The following is a 15787-nucleotide window of genomic DNA, read 5'->3' as shown; positions in this document are numbered from 1 at the left end:
GCGCTGCCACCCCGATCGGCAAGCGATAGCCGCCGAAGCGGGGCTTAGATCAGCGCCCGGCGGTTGAGATCATGGCCCAGCGCCACAAGGCCCACGCCGATGATCGTGTAGATCACCTCGTCCGCATTGTGCGGCATGGTGAGCGCGCCGGCCATCACGCCGATGCCGAGGCCGCCGATCGATCCGGGCAGCATGAAGCCGTGCCGCATCACGCCGCGGCCGAGCCCCAGCACCGCGAAGCAGATCGCCAGCGCCAGGCCCACTTCATGGATGGAATGGTGGACGAGGATGCCGCCGGCCGACGCCAGCAGCGCCACGAACACGGCCGATCCGATGCAATGCGCGAGGCACAGGCCCGACAGGCCGATCGCCAGCCGGTCCAGCCACATCCCGCGTCCCGCAACGTCAGACACCGTTCGAATCCACTCCCTAAGCTGCCAGTGTAAATGGCATGATCGAGAGGAAGATACAACATATCATTTGCAGCGACCGGCGTTTCCCCGCCCCCGCACATGTTCAGCGGGCGGTGGTCCGGTCATGCGAAGGAATCGTCACCCTGAAGGGTCGATTCCGTCACCGGCGATGTCGGTGCGCGGAGGGAAGAATGCCGAGCCCGGCTCGGCATGACGAATTGGAGCAGGAATGTGCCCAGACATCCGGGATATCCCCGATCACGGTTTCACGACGAAGGAGAGAATGATGCTGGCCGGAGGATGCCATTGCGGCGCGATACGCTATGAGGTCGCCTCGCTGCCCGATCGCCATTCGCTCTGCCATTGCAGCGATTGCCGCCGTTCGGCCGGCGCGCCCTTCGTCGCCTGGGCGATCTTCCCGGAAGCCGACGTGACGATCCTTGCCGGCACGCCGAAGGTCCACGCCTCGTCCGAACATGGTCGCCGCCACTTCTGCCCGGATTGCGGCACCGGCCTTTTCTATACCAGCGCGGCGATCTTCCCCGGCCTGATCGACGTGCAGACCGCCACGCTGGACGATCCCGATGCCGTGCCGGCGCCTTCGGCCCACATCCAGATCGCCGAGCGCATCGGCTGGATCCGGGATGCGCACCATCTGCCCGAATTCGAACGCTATCCCGGCCCAGAGGATTGAGGAGGGGCCGGCACGCCCCACGGCTTGTCTGCCGCGCGCGCCGGGGGCATAGCCGCTCCTCATGTCGCTATCCCGCCCCATCGCGGCCCGCCCGCAACCCGCCCATATCGCCCGCTGGCTCCTTCTGGTTGCCTTCATGGTCTTTGCGATGGTGGTGGTGGGCGGGATCACCCGGCTCACCGAATCGGGCCTGTCGATGGTGCGGTGGGAACCGATATCGGGCATCGTGCCGCCGCTGAACGAGGCGCAGTGGCATGCCGAATTCGATGCCTACAAGGCGACGCCCGAATATCTGAAGATCAATCGCGGCATGTCCCTCGACGAGTTCAAGGGCATCTTCTTTTGGGAATATCTGCATCGGGTGATCGGCCGGCTGATCGGCATCGTCTTCGCCTTGCCGCTCGCCTGGTTCGCGTGGAAGCGGATGATCCCCAGGGGCTATGGCCCGCGCCTCATCCTGCTGCTGGCGCTCGGCGGCCTGCAGGGCGCGATCGGCTGGTGGATGGTCGCTTCCGGCCTGATCGACCGGCCGGACGTGAGCCATATCCGCCTCGCCGTCCACCTGCTGACCGCGCTCCTGATCCTTGCGGCGCTGGTGTGGACCGCGCTCGACCTGTTCGATCTCCAGCGCAATCCCGATGCCCGCCCGGCGCGGCTGACGGGTATCGCCGCGCTCGCCTTCCTGGTCCTCTTCGTCCAGCTCATGCTCGGCGCCTTCACCGCCGGCCTCGACGCGGGCTATGCCTTCGCCGAATGGCCCACCATGGGCGGCCGCCAGTTTCCCGAGGGCGTGGCCTTCCTCAAGCCGCTCTGGGCCAACCTGGTCGATAATCCGATCGTCGTGCAGTTCGTCCATCGCTGGTTCGCCTGGGTCGCCGCCGCGATCCTGCTGTCGCTGGCCTGGACCGCGCACAAGGCGGGGGTGAAGGGGCCGGTCCACGCCATCGCCACCTTCCTCATCCTCCAGATCGGCCTCGGCATCGCCACCCTGCTGACCGGCGTGGACATCCATGTCGCCGTCGCCCACCAGGCCGTCGGCGCGCTGCTGGTCGCCAGCACCGCCTGGACGGCGCAGCGGCTGGGCAAGGCTCGCCGCGCATGACCGGCATCGCCACCGTCTATGCCGTGTTCGCGGACGAGGCGGAGGCGGCGCGCATCGGCCGGGCGATGGTGGAGGCCGGCCTCGCCGCCTGCGTCAACATCCTCGCGCCCTGCCGCTCCATCTATCGCTGGCAGGGCGCGATCGAGGAAGCGACCGAAATCCCCGCCCTGTTCAAGACCCGCGCCGACCGCGCGGAGGCGCTGATCGCCGCCATCGCGGCCGCCCATTCCTATGACGTTCCGGCCGCGATCGCCTGGCCGATCGCGGCGGCCCACGGCCCTTATGAAAGCTGGGTTTCGCAAGAGGTATCTTGATACCACTCACGAAACCGGCCAATTTTCTTGACTCTGGCCCCCTCCATCGCCATTAGCGCTTCCGTCTGCGCCGCCCCTTGCCGGGCGGCGTGCTTCGTTTTTCGAGAAGGTCCGAGCCAATGAAAGCGCTCATGAAGACCACCAAGTCGGCCACGCCGGCGACGGTGGAAAAGAAGTGGCTGCTGATCGACGCCGAAGGGCTCGTCGTCGGCCGCGTCGCCAGCATCATCGCCAACATCCTGCGCGGCAAGCACAAGCCGAGCTTCACCCCGCACATCGATTGTGGTGACAATGTCATCGTCATCAATGCGGACAAGGTGCGCTTCACCGGCAAGAAGCTGGGCCAGAAGGTCTATTACAAGCACACCGGCTATGCCGGCGGCATCAAGGGCGTGACCGCCGCCAAGGTGCTGGAAGGCCGCTTCCCGGAGCGCGTTCTGGAAAAGGCCGTCGAGCGCATGATCCCGCGTGGTCCGCTGGGCCGCCAGCAGATGCGCAACCTGCGCATCTTCAACGGTGCCGAGCATGACCATGCCGCGCAGAACCCCGAAGTGCTCGATGTCGCTTCGATGAACCGCAAGAACAAGGTGGGCGCATAATGTCCGACAATCGCCAGTCTCTCGCCGATCTCGCGGCGCTGACGAACGCCGCCCCGGCCCCCGTCGCTGCCACCGCCCCGGTCGAAGCCGGCGTGGAAGCGCCGATCGCCCCCGTCCAGCCGACGACCCCGCTGCGCGAGCAGCAGATCGACGCGCAGGGCCGCGCCTACGCCACCGGCCGCCGCAAGGATGCCGTCGCCCGCGTGTGGCTGAAGCCGGGTTCGGGCAAGATCACGATCAACGGCCGCGATCAGGAAGTCTATTTCGCGCGTCCGACGCTGCGTCTCGTCATCAACCAGCCGTTCGGCGTCGCCGGCCGCGAAGGCCAGTATGACGTGATCTGCACCGTCAAGGGCGGCGGCCTTTCGGGCCAGGCCGGCGCGGTCAAGCACGGCATCGCCCAGGCGCTGACCCGCTACGAGCCGATCCTGCGCAGCCCGGTGAAGGCCGCCGGCTTCCTGACCCGCGACAGCCGCGCGGTCGAGCGTAAGAAGTACGGCAAGGCCAAGGCCCGCCGCAGCTTCCAGTTCTCGAAGCGCTGATCCGGAAATCGGGTTTACCGCTTGGACTACAGAAGATGGGGGTCGGAAACGGCCCCCATTTTTTGTGGCCGCAACGATGCCCGCGACGGGCGCGCGGCCTCAGACGTTCATGTCGATCGGCGGAATGTCGCCGGGCAGCGATGCCGCCCCGTGGCATTCCTCGCACGCCACCATATCCATCCCCACGCCGTAACAGGTCATCGACAGCGACCCCAGCGAATAGCCGCGCACGATCGGCTTCGCCCCTTCGTTCGCGGCGACGGCGAGCCCCGCCGTATAGAGCAGCGGGATGAAATGATCCGGCGTCGGCACCGCCATGGCATAATCCGGGTGATCGGCCGCCTTCAGCACCTCGCCGGGCGATTCGCCCATCAGGGCCGCCACCGCCTCGTCGAAGCGCTGCGCCCATGCCTCGCCCGCGTCGGGCATGTTCCACTGGATGCGGCGGAGGTTGTGCACCACGTTGCCGCTGGCAAGGATCAGCACGCCGGCATCGCGCAACGGCGCCAGCCGCGCGCCGAGATCGAGATGATAGTCCATCGGCTTCAAGGCGTTGATCGAAAGCTGGACGACCGGCACGTCCGCATCCGGGAACAGATGGGCCAGCACGCTCCATGTGCCATGGTCCAGCCCCCACTGGTCCACGTCCGCGCCCACCCAATGGGGCCGGGCAACCGCCGCCACCTCCTCCGCCAGCTCGGGCAGGCCCGGCGCGGGATATTGGAAGGCGAACAGTTCGTCGGGGAAGCCGTAGAAATCGTGGATGGTGCGCGGGCGCGCCATCGCCGTCACGGCCGTCACCCCCACGAACCAGTGCGCCGAAACGCACAGGATCGCGCGCGGACGCGGCAGCGCCCGGCCGATCCGGCGCCAGGCATCGGTATAGTCGTTCTTTTCCAGCGTGTTCATCGGGCTGCCATGGCCGATGAAGATCGCCGGCATCGGTGCGGAGCCGTTCGCCATGCTTATGGCGCCACACCGATCTGCTGCATCAGGGCGGCATTGTCCCAGAAGAGATATTCCTCGTCCATCGTGCCTTCCTTGTTCCAGCGCCCGAGCGTGGCCATCGGAAGATGATAGCTCTTGCCGGTGGGCTGGATGACCTTGCCGTCCGCCAGCACCATCGGCCTGGTGAAGGTGCCGTCGATATAGCCGATGACGGCGGTCCATTCGCCTTCCGCCGTGCCGAACCGCACCGGATGCTGGGTGATGCGGTTATCGGGCGCGAACGTCCACATGAAGGCCAGTTCCTTGATGTGGTCGGGAATGCCGCTGCTGGTGTGGCCGTCCGGATAATGGACGACGATGTTCCGCGCATGGCTCTTGTGGAGGTCCGCCCATTGCCGGCCGGTATAGACCCGGAAATCCAGATCGTCGAAGTTGCGCAGATTCTTCGCCAGGATTTCCGGCATCTCCGCCATTTCCGGGGCGGTCTGGCCGGCTTTCGTGCCCGGCCAGCGGCCCGGCCCGGCTCCATCCGGGGGCGCCGCGGACACGGGCTGGGCCGCGAGGCCCAGCGCCGCCGTCAGGATCATGGCCGCGCGCATCATGCCGTTCCTCCGCCCTGTTCCAGGCTCGTCGCCTCACCCGCCGGCCGGCATCAGAAATCATAGACCAGCGTGGCGCGCGTGATCGTGTCGGTATGCTTGTCGCCGGCCGGGGGATCGCTTTCATATTGCACGTTGAAGGAAAGCCGCGCCGATAGCGCGCCGATCAGCTGGGCGGTGACCGCCGTCGTCGAAAGGATGCTGCTGCTGCCGCCTTCGATGAAGCCGGTGGTCAGCTGGGTCAGCTTGGTGGTGGGCGTGATGCTCCAGGCGAAATCCGATGCCGCGCGGAAGGCGACGCCATTCTCGTCGCGATCGACGAACTTGGCCTGGCGCAGCGCCGGGCCGCCTTCCAGGTTCCAGGTGAGGTTGGGCTGGTTGATGACGGTATAGCCCAGGCCCAGCGCCTCGGTGAATCGCGATTTCAGCCCGGCGACGCGGTTGCGTTCCCAGCCGAAGGTGCCGAACAGGTAGAAGCGCTCGCCGAACTTGCGATCGATCTTGTAGCCGGCGGCATAGCGTTCCTGCGTATTGTCGCCGTCGCTGCGCNGCAGATCGGCCAGCGCGGTGATCGCGTGGCGCCAGACGCGGCCTTCCTTGTTGAGCGTGAGGCCCGCCGCGACGGTGACGGTATCGGAATTGCCCGTCGCCTTCGATCCGCCAAGCTCGCCCGATCCCTTCCAGTTATCGAAGAAGCCGGCATGGGCCATCTGCTCCTGCCGGGCCGCTTCCTGCTCCGCCTGGATGGAGGCGACCAGCGCATCGATCTCGCCCGCGCTGTCGGGATAGGTTTCCTTGGCCACGCCCACCACCGCATCGGCCTTGGCCTTGTCGCCGCTGCGCACCGCTTTTTCGACCATCGCCTTCACCGAAGGCGTCATCGGTTCCGCCAGCGCCGGCGTCGCCAGCACCAGCGGCAGGATCGCAAGATATCCCTTCACGTCGCCGCGCTCCCCTGTTCGAACCCAGCATCAGGGCCGAAACGGTGCGACGCGCCCAGATGTTCCGCATGCGATTCGAAATAGGCTTGGGGGCTGTTCAGGCAGCCGATAGCCTGGCGATGATCCGCTGCTTCATCGGCGCCACCCATTCCGCCTTCAGCCGGGGGGAAAGCAGGCCGGCGGCGTCCAGCTCATCGCACAGCACCATCTGGTGGCCGATGTCGAACATGTCGAACTGGCGGATGAACTTGCCGTCGCCGCCATAGGTGATGAAGGACACGCCCGGCGTCTCATAATGGCTGCCGTCGGGCCGGAGGCCGGGGCCGCGATTCTTCCAGTGGGTGATGATGCTGTCGCCGTTCACCGCATAATCGACGATCGGGAAGCTCCAGCCCGCCCAGCCGGAGCCCACTTCCATGTCGCGGCCATAATGGGTGCGGCGGATCTCCTCCCGCCCGTTGGCGACGACCGGCATCACCCCGCCATATTCGCAGGTGTAGACGCAATCCTGATGATAGAATTCGTCGGCCAGCCAGCTCCAGCTGTTGCGCCGCTCGCATTCCTTGAAGGCCTCGATCAGCCGCTCGATCGTGTCGACCACTTCCTGATGGGGGTGGGCCATGTCGCTCTCCTGCCATTTTGGCGGCGAGCCTAGCGCGGTCGTCCGGGGATGCCGCCTCCCCGGGGAAGGTTGATGGCCGCGATCCGCATCGCGGCCATATCCGTAATTAGAAGTTGATCCGGGTGGTGATGCGGAAATCCCGGCCCGCCAGCGGCGCATAATCCTTCAGGAAGCTGGCGTGCCGCCGCGCGACCACATCGAAGATGTTGTTGGCGGAAAGCACGATGCTGGTGGAATTGGCGCTGCCGAACGGCTTGAACGCCAGCGAGGCGTTGACCATCGTATAGCCTTCCGTCGGCGTTTCGAACTCGGTCACGCGCTTCTGGTCGTCGGTCCATTCCACCTCGACGCGGCCGGTGATGCGTTCGGCCTGCGCCTCGATGCCGCCCAGCACGCGGAGCGGCGGGATACGGGGCACGGGGCCGTCATGCTTGATCTTCGCGCGGACATAATCGGCCAGCGCGTCGGCCACGATCGTCGTCTGGCCGATATGCGCCAGCGTCGCCGATCCTTCGACCTCGAAGCCGTAATAGCGGGCGTCGCCCTGCGCGAACCGGTAGACGGGCAGATCGTCCTCGATCTCGCCGGTCGCGGTTTCGTAGATGTAATTGTCGAACCAGCTGTGGAAGACGGAGGCGTTGATGCTGTAGCCTTCGCCCTTGCCGCGCAGCGTCGCCTCCAGCCCCCAGCTCTTCTCCTTGCCGAAGGTGGGATCGCCGATCTCGAACGCCTGGGTTCCGGCATGCGGGCCGTTGGCGAACAGCTCGTCGGCCGAAGGCGCGCGTTCCGTGCGCGACAGGTTCAGGCCGACGCGCCAGCCCTGCACGATGTCCACGCCCGCGCCCAGCGAGGCGGAAAGCGCGTCGAAGGTGCGGTGGTAGGCGGGATTGCCCAGGTCCGCATCGGCATCGGCGCTGATCACCGAATGCTCGAAGCGGCCGCCGGCCTCCACCTTCACCGCGCCCAGATCGAATTCCTGGAGGGTGAAGAGGCCATATTGCTGGGTTTCGTTCTTCGGCAGGAATTTCTCCTCGCCGATCACGTTGAAGTCGCGGATCATCATCTGGCCGCCGATCGCGCCGCGCCAGCCGCCGCGTTCCTGCTGCACCAGCTCCAGCCGCCCTTCCCAGCCCTGGCTGTAGAAGGTGGTGCCGACCTCGCCGGTATCCTCGATCTCGCTATGCTGATAATCGGCATAGCCGCCGCGCAGCTTGATCGATTGCAGGAAGCCGCCGCCCGTCTCCACCTCGCCGCGGAAATCGACACGGGTCTGCTTCACGTCCAGCCGCACCGCCTCCGCCTCGATATCGGGATCCAGCGAATAGCGGATCGGCACGCCGTAGAGGCTGTCATAACGGCTCACCGACACGCCGAAATTGCCGGTATCGGTGATGACGGCCGCGCCGCCCGCCACTTCCCAGGTGCGCGCCGCACTGTTGGGCAGCTTGCCCTTGAGGTCGGCCAGCTCCGCGATCTCGGGATCGGGGTTCGCCGCCGCCTGCGCGCGCAGCGCCGGCGTCAGGATATGGCCGCCGGTGTCGAGATCGCCGGTCTTGCTGTAGCTGCCGTCGAAATGGACGACGAACTTGTCGCCGATCGGGCTTTCCACCGCGCCGCCCACCGAACGCTCGTTGGCCGCCGTGCCATAGGTGCCGATCGCATCGACGTGGATCGGCTCGTCCGGCACCCGGCGGGGGATGCGGCTGTCGATCACGTTCACCACGCCCCCCACCGCCGATGATCCGAACAGCAGGGCGGAAGGCCCGCGCAGCACCTCGATCCGGTCCGCCGTCAGCGGATTGATGACGACGGCATGGTCGGCCGACGTGCTCGATACGTCGAAGGTGCCGATGCCGTCGGTCAGCACGCGCACGCGATCGCCCTGGAAGCCGCGCAGGATCGGGCGCGAGGCGTTGGGGCCGAAGGAAGTGGAGGACACGCCCGGCTGGCGGGCCAGCGTCTCACCGATGGTGGGGCGCAGCTCGCGCGTCAGCGTCTCGCCGGAAACCACCGAAGCGCCGCTCAGCAGCGTGCCGACATCGCGCTTGAACGGCGCGGTGACGACGATGTCGCTCGCGGCCTGCGCGTGATAGTCGCCCGGCGCGTTGCGGTCATGCCGTTCCCCGGCCACGTCGGCATCGCCAGCCGGCGCCGCATCGTTCGTCGCGGGCGCCTCGCCCGCCGCCTCCCCCGCATGGGCCACCCCGGCCCAGAGAAACGCCACACCACATAACAGACCCGCCCGGAGCATTCGCGCCACCCTTTTGTTACGTTATATCAGGGTCGGCGATAGAGCAGATGATACATCATATCAACAGGCATTTGTCGCATTGCGGCACCGCTTTAACGTCCGCGGGCGATCGATATTCGGGATCGGCACGGCGCGTGCCCCGGAAACCCGCCATCCGGACAGGATGACGGTGGAAGGAATGCCGATGCGGCCGGAAATTCCGCCCGCTTTCTAGAGCAGGGCCTCGATCAGCCCGATCAGCGGGCGGTCGGCCGGCGGCATGTCCAGCCCGTGCATCTCCAGCGGCCGCACCCATTTCAGCGCGCTCGCCTCCAGCGCCTGCGGCACGCCCCGCCATTTGCGGCAGGCATAGAGGAGGAGCAGCAGATGCCGGTCGCCCAGCGGCTCGCTGGCGAAGGTGGCAGGCGCGAGACAGGCCGCCTCCACGTCGATCCCCAGCTCCTCGCGCAATTCCCGCACCAAAGCCGCCTCCGGGCTTTCCCCCGCTTCCAGCTTGCCGCCTGGAAACTCCCAGAGCCCCGCCATCGCCTTTCCCTCCGGCCGCCGCTGCAGCAGCACCCGCCCATCGCCATCGACAAGGGCCACGGCGACGACGGTCATGATCCGGGAAATCGCAAGATCGGGCTTCGTCATAAGGGCTTTCTTAAGGCTGACATGGCTAAGCTGCCCATGCCGGGAAACGAGTCCGGCGGCTAGAGCCTGATCCTCCGCGCGGGAACCGGAGAGGTCGGATCTGACGGGGAACGGTTCGGATGGGATATTTGCTGCACAGGCTGGCCGGAAACGATCGAGGCGCCACCGCCATCGAATATGGCCTGATCCTCGCTTTCATAGCGATGGCGATGGTCGGCGTGCTCAGCCAGGTCGCCGGAACGACCATCGATATGTGGCAGCACGTAGCGGACAAAGTAGCAGATAATAGTTAAGCGAACTTTCAGGTTATTTCTGGATTCGCATTAAATATTTCTCAACCAGCGCAGGGCCAGGATCATGGGCGTCGGGCCCCGGAAGGCTTCGGCGGGGGAAGACGGAACACTTCCCGGACAATGGAACGACGGAGACCGGATATGCAGTTTTTTCGCAAACTTCTGAAGAACAAGGTCGGCGCCACCGCCATCGAATATGGCCTGATCGCTGCCCTGATCGCCGTTGCCTGCGTGGGCATCATGAGCCAGCTGGGTACCACGCTGAACGAAACCTTCACCACGGTCGATGGTAAGCTGGCGGAAGGCAACGCCAAGAGCAACTAAGGTTAGCTCTCTCTGAAGAACGCAGAATCGGGCGGCGGATCACCAGATCCGCCGCCTTTTTCTTATCCCCAGACGATCAGCTTCACCCGCTGCCCCGGCGCCAGCCGGGCGCCGGCATCCAGGCCGTTGATCGTCAGGAAGCGTTCCTGCTTCAGCGTGTCATAGGCCATGCGCTGGCTCAGGCTCTGCACCGTATCGCCCGCCTTCACCGTCACCACGTCGATCCGGCGGGGGTGGATGGCGGCCGCCTGCGCCGGGCTCAGCCGGCTGAAGCTCTGCACCATCGGCTGGAACGGGCCTAACCCGCGCCCTGCCGGTGCGATCGTCACGAAATGATAGGCGCTGCCATTGCCCATGGAATAAGCGATCACGCCCACGTCCACCTGGCCCTGCTTGGTCTGCGCGCGGGTGACGGCATAAGCGGTATCGACGCCGTTGATCTGCGTCGTCTGCACATTGCCGACGCTCCCCTGCCCGCCGAGCTGCCGATAGACCCCGTCGATATAGGCGGCCAATGATCCGCCGAGCTTGCCGCCGGAAAATTGCGCCTGCCCGCCGCTGCCGCTGATCGACACCGCATCGCTGCCGTTGGAAAGGGCGAAGCCCTGCGGCACGGTGAAGGCGATGCGCAGGTCGGGGTGGCGGAAGGTCCGCCCGTCCACCACGCCCTGATGCGGATCGTCGCCATAGAGCAGGCCGTCCACCGCGTTCAGGAAAGCATCGCGGTTCCGTATCCGTCCGGTGCCGCCCATCGCCTGCGCCTTCTGCCGGGCGCGGACGACGCGGCCGGCGGGATCGGGGTGGGTGCTCGCCCATTCGGGCAGGTTGCGCGCCTCGCCGCCCTGATCGCGCGCGTCGAGCGTGGTCTGCGCCGCGAGCGAGGCGAGCATGGTGGACGACGCCAGCGTGTCATAGCCGGCCGAATAGAGATAGCGGATGCCGAGATCGTCGGCCTCATATTCCTGCTTGCGCGAATAGCGCAGGGTCATGAGCTGGGCCGCCTGCCCCGCCCCCTGCTGGAGCAGCTGCCCCAGCCCCGAATCGCCGGCGATCGCCCCCAGCCCGAGGCCGAGCAGCGCCCCCAATATGCTGTTGCGCTGCTGCGCTTCCTGCCGCTTGGCCGAATGGCGCGCGGCGACATGCCCCACCTCATGGCCCAGCACGGAAGCCAGCTCCGCCTCGTCGTTCATCAGGCCCACCAGCGCGCGGGTGGTGTAGACATAGCCGCCCGGTATCGCGAAGGCGTTGTTCACCGGCGAATTGAGCAGCGTGATCGTGAATTCGGATTGCGAATTGGCCAGCCCCGATTGCACGGCGATCTTGCGGCCCACGCCGGTCACATAATTGGCCGTCGCCCCCGGAAAGGCCCCGCCGAATTCCTGCAGCAACTGGGGATGCGCGGCCGCCCCCGCCTTCTTGTCGGCGGCCGATATGCTCTGCGCCTGCTGCGCCGCGCCATAGCCGGCATAACCCAGCAGGGACGCCGCGACGCCCCATGCCACGATCCGCTTCATTCGCCTCTCCCACGATCGGTCATCGCCCGTTCAACCCGGCGATTTCGGACGGGTTCCGTGCGGATTGTCAACCGATGGTCAGGAATTTCCGGCGGCGTTCGGCCTTCAGCTCGGCCGCGGACTTGCCGGCCAGCGCGTCCAGCTCCTCGCCGATCGCCTGCGCCAGCGCCGCGATCGCCACCGCCGGATCGCGATGGGCGCCGCCCACCGGTTCCGGCACGATGCGATCGGCCACGCCCAGCTTTTCCAGATCCTGCGCGGTGATGCGCATGGCATCGGCGGCGTCGGGCGCCTTGTCCGACGTGCGCCACAGGATCGAGGCCGCGCCCTCGGGCGAGATCACCGAATAGATCGCATGTTCGAACATCAGCACGCGGTTCGCGGCCGCCAGCGCCACCGCGCCGCCCGATCCGCCCTCGCCCACCACGGCCGCCACCATCGGCACGCCCAGTTCCAGGCAGGCCTCGGTCGACCGCGCGATCGCTTCCGCCTGGCCGCGCTCCTCCGCCTGGATGCCGGGGAAGGCGCCGGACGTATCGACCAGGCTCACCACCGGCAGGCCGAAGCGGTCGGCCAGCTTCATCAGGCGGATCGCCTTGCGATAGCCCTCGGGCTTCGCCATGCCGAAATTGTGGCGGATGCGGCTGGCGGTATCGTCGCCCTTCTCATGGCCGATCACCACCACGCGGCGCCCGCCGATCCGGCCGAGGCCGCCGATGATGGCGAGATCGTCGGCAAAGGCGCGGTCGCCCGCCAGCGGCACGAAATCGCTGACGAAGCCCGCCAGATAATCCTTCAGGTGCGGCCGTTCCGGGTGGCGCGCCACCTGGGTCTTCTGCCAGGGCGTCAGCCGCGCATAGGTGTCGCGCAGCAGCTTGTCCGATTTCGCCTCCAGCCTCGCGACCTCGGCGGCGATATCGACCGTGCCGGCCTCGGCCGTCTCGCGCAAATCGGCGATACGGTTCTGCAGTTCGGCAATCGGTTTTTCGAATTCGAGGAAAGCGACCATGCAGCGCGGTTAAGCCCGCTTTGGCAACACGTCAACGAGCGGATGGCGCGCATTGACCAGCTCGACCAGCCGGCGGCTGTCCACATGGGTGTAGATCTGGGTGGTTGCGATGTCGGCATGGCCCAGCATCAGCTGCAGCGCGCGCAGGTCCGCCCCGCCTTCCAGCAGATGGGTGGCGAAGGCGTGGCGCAGCACGTGCGGGCTGATCCGGTCGGGCGGCACGCCCGCGTCCGCCGCCAATATCTTCAGCAGCTGATAAAGGCGGATGCGCGAAAGATGGCTCTTGCCCGAAGGGAACAGCCACGGGCTGTCCACCGGCACCTTCACGCCCCAGGCGGCGACGGCCGCGCGCGCACGATCGGATATCGGCACCAGCCGCTCGCGCCCGCCCTTGCCCTTCAGGATCAGGAAGGGCTGGTCCGGCCGCAACGCCCGGCGGGGCAGGGAAACCAGCTCGGTCGCGCGCAGCCCCGATCCGTAGAGCAGCTCGATGAGCGCCGTCAGCCTGAGATTGGCCGGCGACGGGTCCGCCGCCTGCCGGCGCTCCAGCTCGGCGAACAGCCGGTCGACATCGCCGCGATCCAGCGTGCGCGGCAGGGCACGGCGCGTCTGCGGGCGCGGCAGGGCGGCGGAAGGATCGTCGGCGCGCATCCCCTCATCCACCAGAAAGGCGAAGAAGCGCCGCAGCGCCGCCGCCTTGCGCGCCGCCGTAGCGGGGGAAAGATCGGCCCACGCCTCCGCCAGCCGGCCCAGCGCGCCCTCGTCGGCCGCCGCCAGCCGCGCCCCCAGCACGGCGGAAGCCCCTTTCAGGTCGGTGCCGTAGGCGATCAGCGTGTTGCGCGCCGATCCCGCCTCGGCCGCCATCATCTCCAGGAAACGGGCGATGGCGCGGCCGTCCTCGCCGGCTTCCAGGCCATCCACCCCTGCTTTCCCCATCAGTGCCTCTCGCGGATCACGCGCGCGTCATCGCCTCCGCCGCCATCATCCGCGCCTCGCCTTCCAGGCCGACCCGGCGGAGCGCGGCCAGCATATGGCTGAAATATTGCGGCGGCACGCCCGCCCAGTCGCGCGTCTGCATGCCGGCGGCGACGAGCAGCGCCACCGTGCCCGCCTGCCCGCGCGCGGCGGCAGTATCAATCGCCTGCGTCCAGGCATCCTGATGGGCAAGGTTCACCCCGGCCTTCTGGCCCAGCCGGGCGGCATCGGCGGCGGAGACACGGCCCAGCCCCGCCAGCGCCGCCACCAGCAGCCGCGCCCGGTGCGCGCCCTCGTCCCCCCGGCGGCCGACATAATCCTCCACCCGGCCGGCGCTGGCATCCACCACCGGCGCCGGCGCGCCGACGGCAAGCAGCGCCCAGGCGTCGTCGCCGGCCGATCCGCCCATGCCCTTCACCACCGGCGCCCAGCGTTCGGCCTGGTAATCGAGGCCCGCCGACAGCATCGATCCGATCAGCGCGGCGGCATCGTTCGCCCATTCCTTGTCGGGCGCGATCCGCGCCGCCGCCCGCGCGGTGAGGATCGCGGCGGCATAGCGGTCGCGCGGGCCGGTGGCGCCGCCCCAGAGGGCACGGATCGCCTCCATGCGGGCGGCGGCATCCTCCCCCACATAAGCGGCGCGCAGCCGGCCGGCATCGCTGGCGGCGATCTCCGCCTCGTCGGTCTGCTCGGCGACCGTGCCGTAAAGGTCGACCAGCGCCGCGTTGGAGAACACCCCCAGCGCCGCCGCGACCCGCGCCGGCGCGATGCGGGTGGGCGCGGCCAGCAGCGGCGCGCGCGCCGCCCAGGCCCGCGCCTGCGGGCCGACCGTGGCGTAGAGCGAATCGGGGATGGGCACGTTGGTCGCCGTCGCCATGCCGAAGCGCCAGCTGGTGAGCTTGCTCACGCCCGTCCATTCGATGGTGACGGCGCGGCGGCCATTGCTGCCGGCGCCGATCACCTTTTCCGCGAGCAGCGTATCGATGCCGCGCGCGATACCGCGAGCGCGCGTGCGATCGATCAGCGCGCCGGACACCGCCGAATCGCCGGCCAGCGCCGCGCATATCGCCGTCGCCATCGGCCAGATCGGCTCGCTGCTGCCGCCCGCCGCCCCGGTGAGCGGGCAGAGCGCCGCCGGATCGGCGGTGGCGAGCGCCGTCTGCGCCGCGATCGAAAGCAGGCGGGGGTTGAAGCGGTCGACATCCACCTTCTGCACCAGCATGCGCGCGCCATCGGCCTCGCCCATGCGCAGCAGCAGCCAGGCGCGCTCCGCCACCCAATCCTGCGGCTGCGCGCCGCGCGGCGCCGGCACGCGCGACAGCAGCGCGCGGCGCAGCACGATGGAGGCCCAGCGCGACGGCATCGGCGCGGCGGTGCGCCGCATCAGGCCGGTGAGCATCCGCCCGCCGGCATCGCCGAACGCATCGCCGCTCATGCCCCAGCGATCGTCGAGCACACCCACCGTGTCGATCGGCCGGCGGGCGGCGTCGGGCAGCTCCAGCTCGGCCGCCTTCTCCGCATCGGCGGCAAGCTCGGCCGCGCTCTTCTCCTCCGGTGCTGCCGCCTCCGCCGCCATTTCCGGCGGCGGGACCGGCGGCAGCAGATCGGCCGGCGCGCCCGGCGCGGGGGCGGGCGCGGCGGGCCGGCTCGGCAGTGCGGGTTGGGCGGGCTGCGCCGGCGGCGCGGGCGCAGGATCGCCGAAGCCGGGCGGCAACAGCGATTCGGGGGCCTGCTGCCCCATGGCCGGCCAGAGCGCCGGTCCCAGCGCCGCGCCGCCCAGCAGCGCGGCTAGGACCAGCTTATTTCGCGGCAGCTTCATTCAGCATCGCCTTTTCCACGCGCACCGGCGGCACTTCGGTGTCCACCGTCGACAGGAATATGACGCCGCCGACAAGCACGATCAGCAGGACGATGAGGATGATCCCGAAACGCGACATATTCTTCCCTTGATCGCCAATCCTGGACGGCCGCCAGGCAGCCGGCACGCGGCTTTTGCCCGATGCCGCCGCTCTGT

The 15787-nt window shown here is 68.0% G+C and carries 19 protein-coding genes; 7 read left to right on the top strand and 12 right to left on the bottom strand.

Annotated elements, in window-relative coordinates:
- Positions 1–44: 44 nt before the first annotated feature.
- Complete coding sequence (locus BHE75_RS04610) at positions 45–389, bottom strand: MerC domain-containing protein (protein WP_070932732.1); 345 nt, start codon at positions 387–389, stop codon at positions 45–47.
- A gap of 307 nt (positions 390–696) precedes the next feature.
- On the opposite strand from BHE75_RS04610, the gene BHE75_RS04605 reads away from it, so the two are divergent.
- The 5 genes from BHE75_RS04605 to rpsI all read left to right on the top strand — a co-directional run bounded on the left by BHE75_RS04605 (position 697) and on the right by rpsI (position 3664).
- Entirely contained in the window at positions 697–1107 is a 411-nt protein-coding gene (locus tag BHE75_RS04605; protein ID WP_084652928.1) for a GFA family protein, read from the top strand.
- Between the two features lie 61 nt (positions 1108–1168).
- On the top strand, positions 1169–2209 hold the full coding sequence (locus BHE75_RS04600) for a COX15/CtaA family protein (protein ID WP_070932730.1): 1041 nt from the start codon (positions 1169–1171) through the stop codon (positions 2207–2209).
- Positions 2206–2523 (top strand): divalent-cation tolerance protein CutA, encoded by a 318-nt coding sequence (gene cutA / locus BHE75_RS04595; RefSeq protein WP_070932728.1) that lies wholly within the window; start codon positions 2206–2208, stop codon positions 2521–2523. The genes BHE75_RS04600 and cutA overlap by 4 nt, the downstream gene beginning before the upstream one ends.
- Before the next feature lie 119 nt (positions 2524–2642).
- Positions 2643–3122: a 50S ribosomal protein L13 gene (gene rplM / locus BHE75_RS04590; protein WP_015459495.1), complete on the top strand. Its 480-nt coding sequence runs from the start codon at positions 2643–2645 to the stop codon at positions 3120–3122.
- Positions 3122–3664, top strand: coding sequence for a 30S ribosomal protein S9 (gene rpsI, locus BHE75_RS04585; protein WP_070932726.1), 543 nt, complete (start codon positions 3122–3124; stop codon positions 3662–3664). The genes rplM and rpsI overlap by 1 nt, the downstream gene beginning before the upstream one ends.
- A 99-nt stretch (positions 3665–3763) precedes the next feature.
- Here rpsI and ygiD read toward each other — a convergent pair whose 3' ends face one another.
- The 6 genes from ygiD to BHE75_RS04555 all read right to left on the bottom strand — a co-directional run bounded on the left by ygiD (position 3764) and on the right by BHE75_RS04555 (position 9658).
- Positions 3764–4627, bottom strand: a complete 864-nt coding sequence (ygiD, locus tag BHE75_RS04580) for a 4,5-DOPA dioxygenase extradiol (protein WP_202192011.1) — start codon at positions 4625–4627, stop codon at positions 3764–3766.
- 2 nt (positions 4628–4629) lie between these two features.
- Positions 4630–5214, bottom strand: coding sequence for an ester cyclase (locus BHE75_RS04575; RefSeq protein ID WP_070932724.1), 585 nt, complete (start codon positions 5212–5214; stop codon positions 4630–4632).
- A gap of 50 nt (positions 5215–5264) precedes the next feature.
- Positions 5265–5921, bottom strand: a complete 657-nt coding sequence (locus tag BHE75_RS04570; protein ID WP_438830608.1) for a DUF481 domain-containing protein — start codon at positions 5919–5921, stop codon at positions 5265–5267.
- Positions 5922–6249: 328 nt separating this feature from the next.
- Positions 6250–6774, bottom strand: a complete 525-nt coding sequence (locus BHE75_RS04565; RefSeq protein WP_015459488.1) for a nuclear transport factor 2 family protein — start codon at positions 6772–6774, stop codon at positions 6250–6252.
- Positions 6775–6880: 106 nt separating this feature from the next.
- Positions 6881–9025, bottom strand: a complete 2145-nt coding sequence (locus BHE75_RS04560) for a TonB-dependent receptor (protein WP_254684362.1) — start codon at positions 9023–9025, stop codon at positions 6881–6883.
- A 210-nt stretch (positions 9026–9235) separates the two neighbouring features.
- Positions 9236–9658 (bottom strand): (deoxy)nucleoside triphosphate pyrophosphohydrolase, encoded by a 423-nt coding sequence (locus tag BHE75_RS04555; protein ID WP_070932719.1) that lies wholly within the window; start codon positions 9656–9658, stop codon positions 9236–9238.
- A 119-nt stretch (positions 9659–9777) separates the two neighbouring features.
- Between BHE75_RS04555 and BHE75_RS04550 the strand changes: the two genes are divergently transcribed.
- Positions 9778–9951, top strand: coding sequence for a Flp family type IVb pilin (locus tag BHE75_RS04550; protein ID WP_070932717.1), 174 nt, complete (start codon positions 9778–9780; stop codon positions 9949–9951).
- A 141-nt stretch (positions 9952–10092) separates the two neighbouring features.
- Entirely contained in the window at positions 10093–10275 is a 183-nt protein-coding gene (locus tag BHE75_RS04545; RefSeq protein ID WP_070932715.1) for a Flp family type IVb pilin, read from the top strand.
- A gap of 62 nt (positions 10276–10337) precedes the next feature.
- Here the strand turns inward: BHE75_RS04545 and BHE75_RS04540 are convergent, their stop codons facing one another.
- The 5 genes from BHE75_RS04540 to BHE75_RS24365 form a co-directional block, all read right to left on the bottom strand.
- Positions 10338–11789: a M48 family metalloprotease gene (locus tag BHE75_RS04540; protein WP_015459483.1), complete on the bottom strand. Its 1452-nt coding sequence runs from the start codon at positions 11787–11789 to the stop codon at positions 10338–10340.
- A gap of 67 nt (positions 11790–11856) precedes the next feature.
- The gene (locus BHE75_RS04535) at positions 11857–12798 is read right to left on the bottom strand and encodes an acetyl-CoA carboxylase carboxyltransferase subunit alpha (RefSeq protein WP_015459482.1); all 942 of its coding nucleotides are present in this window, start codon (positions 12796–12798) and stop codon (positions 11857–11859) included.
- 9 nt (positions 12799–12807) lie between these two features.
- Positions 12808–13734, bottom strand: a complete 927-nt coding sequence (locus tag BHE75_RS04530) for a tyrosine-type recombinase/integrase (protein ID WP_051128747.1) — start codon at positions 13732–13734, stop codon at positions 12808–12810.
- 16 nt (positions 13735–13750) lie between these two features.
- Positions 13751–15592 (bottom strand): hypothetical protein, encoded by a 1842-nt coding sequence (locus BHE75_RS04525; protein WP_070932714.1) that lies wholly within the window; start codon positions 15590–15592, stop codon positions 13751–13753.
- Positions 15573–15710: a hypothetical protein gene (locus BHE75_RS24365; RefSeq protein ID WP_015459479.1), complete on the bottom strand. Its 138-nt coding sequence runs from the start codon at positions 15708–15710 to the stop codon at positions 15573–15575. Before BHE75_RS24365 ends, BHE75_RS04525 begins: the two co-directional genes overlap by 20 nt.
- Positions 15711–15787: the final 77 nt, after the last annotated feature.

The sequence above is a fragment of the Edaphosphingomonas haloaromaticamans genome (assembly GCF_001853345.1).
GTDB lineage: Bacteria > Pseudomonadota > Alphaproteobacteria > Sphingomonadales > Sphingomonadaceae > Sphingomonas_E > Sphingomonas_E fennica.
The sequence above is the reverse complement of the archived record's forward strand: the minus strand, read 5'-3'. Positions and strand labels throughout refer to the sequence as shown.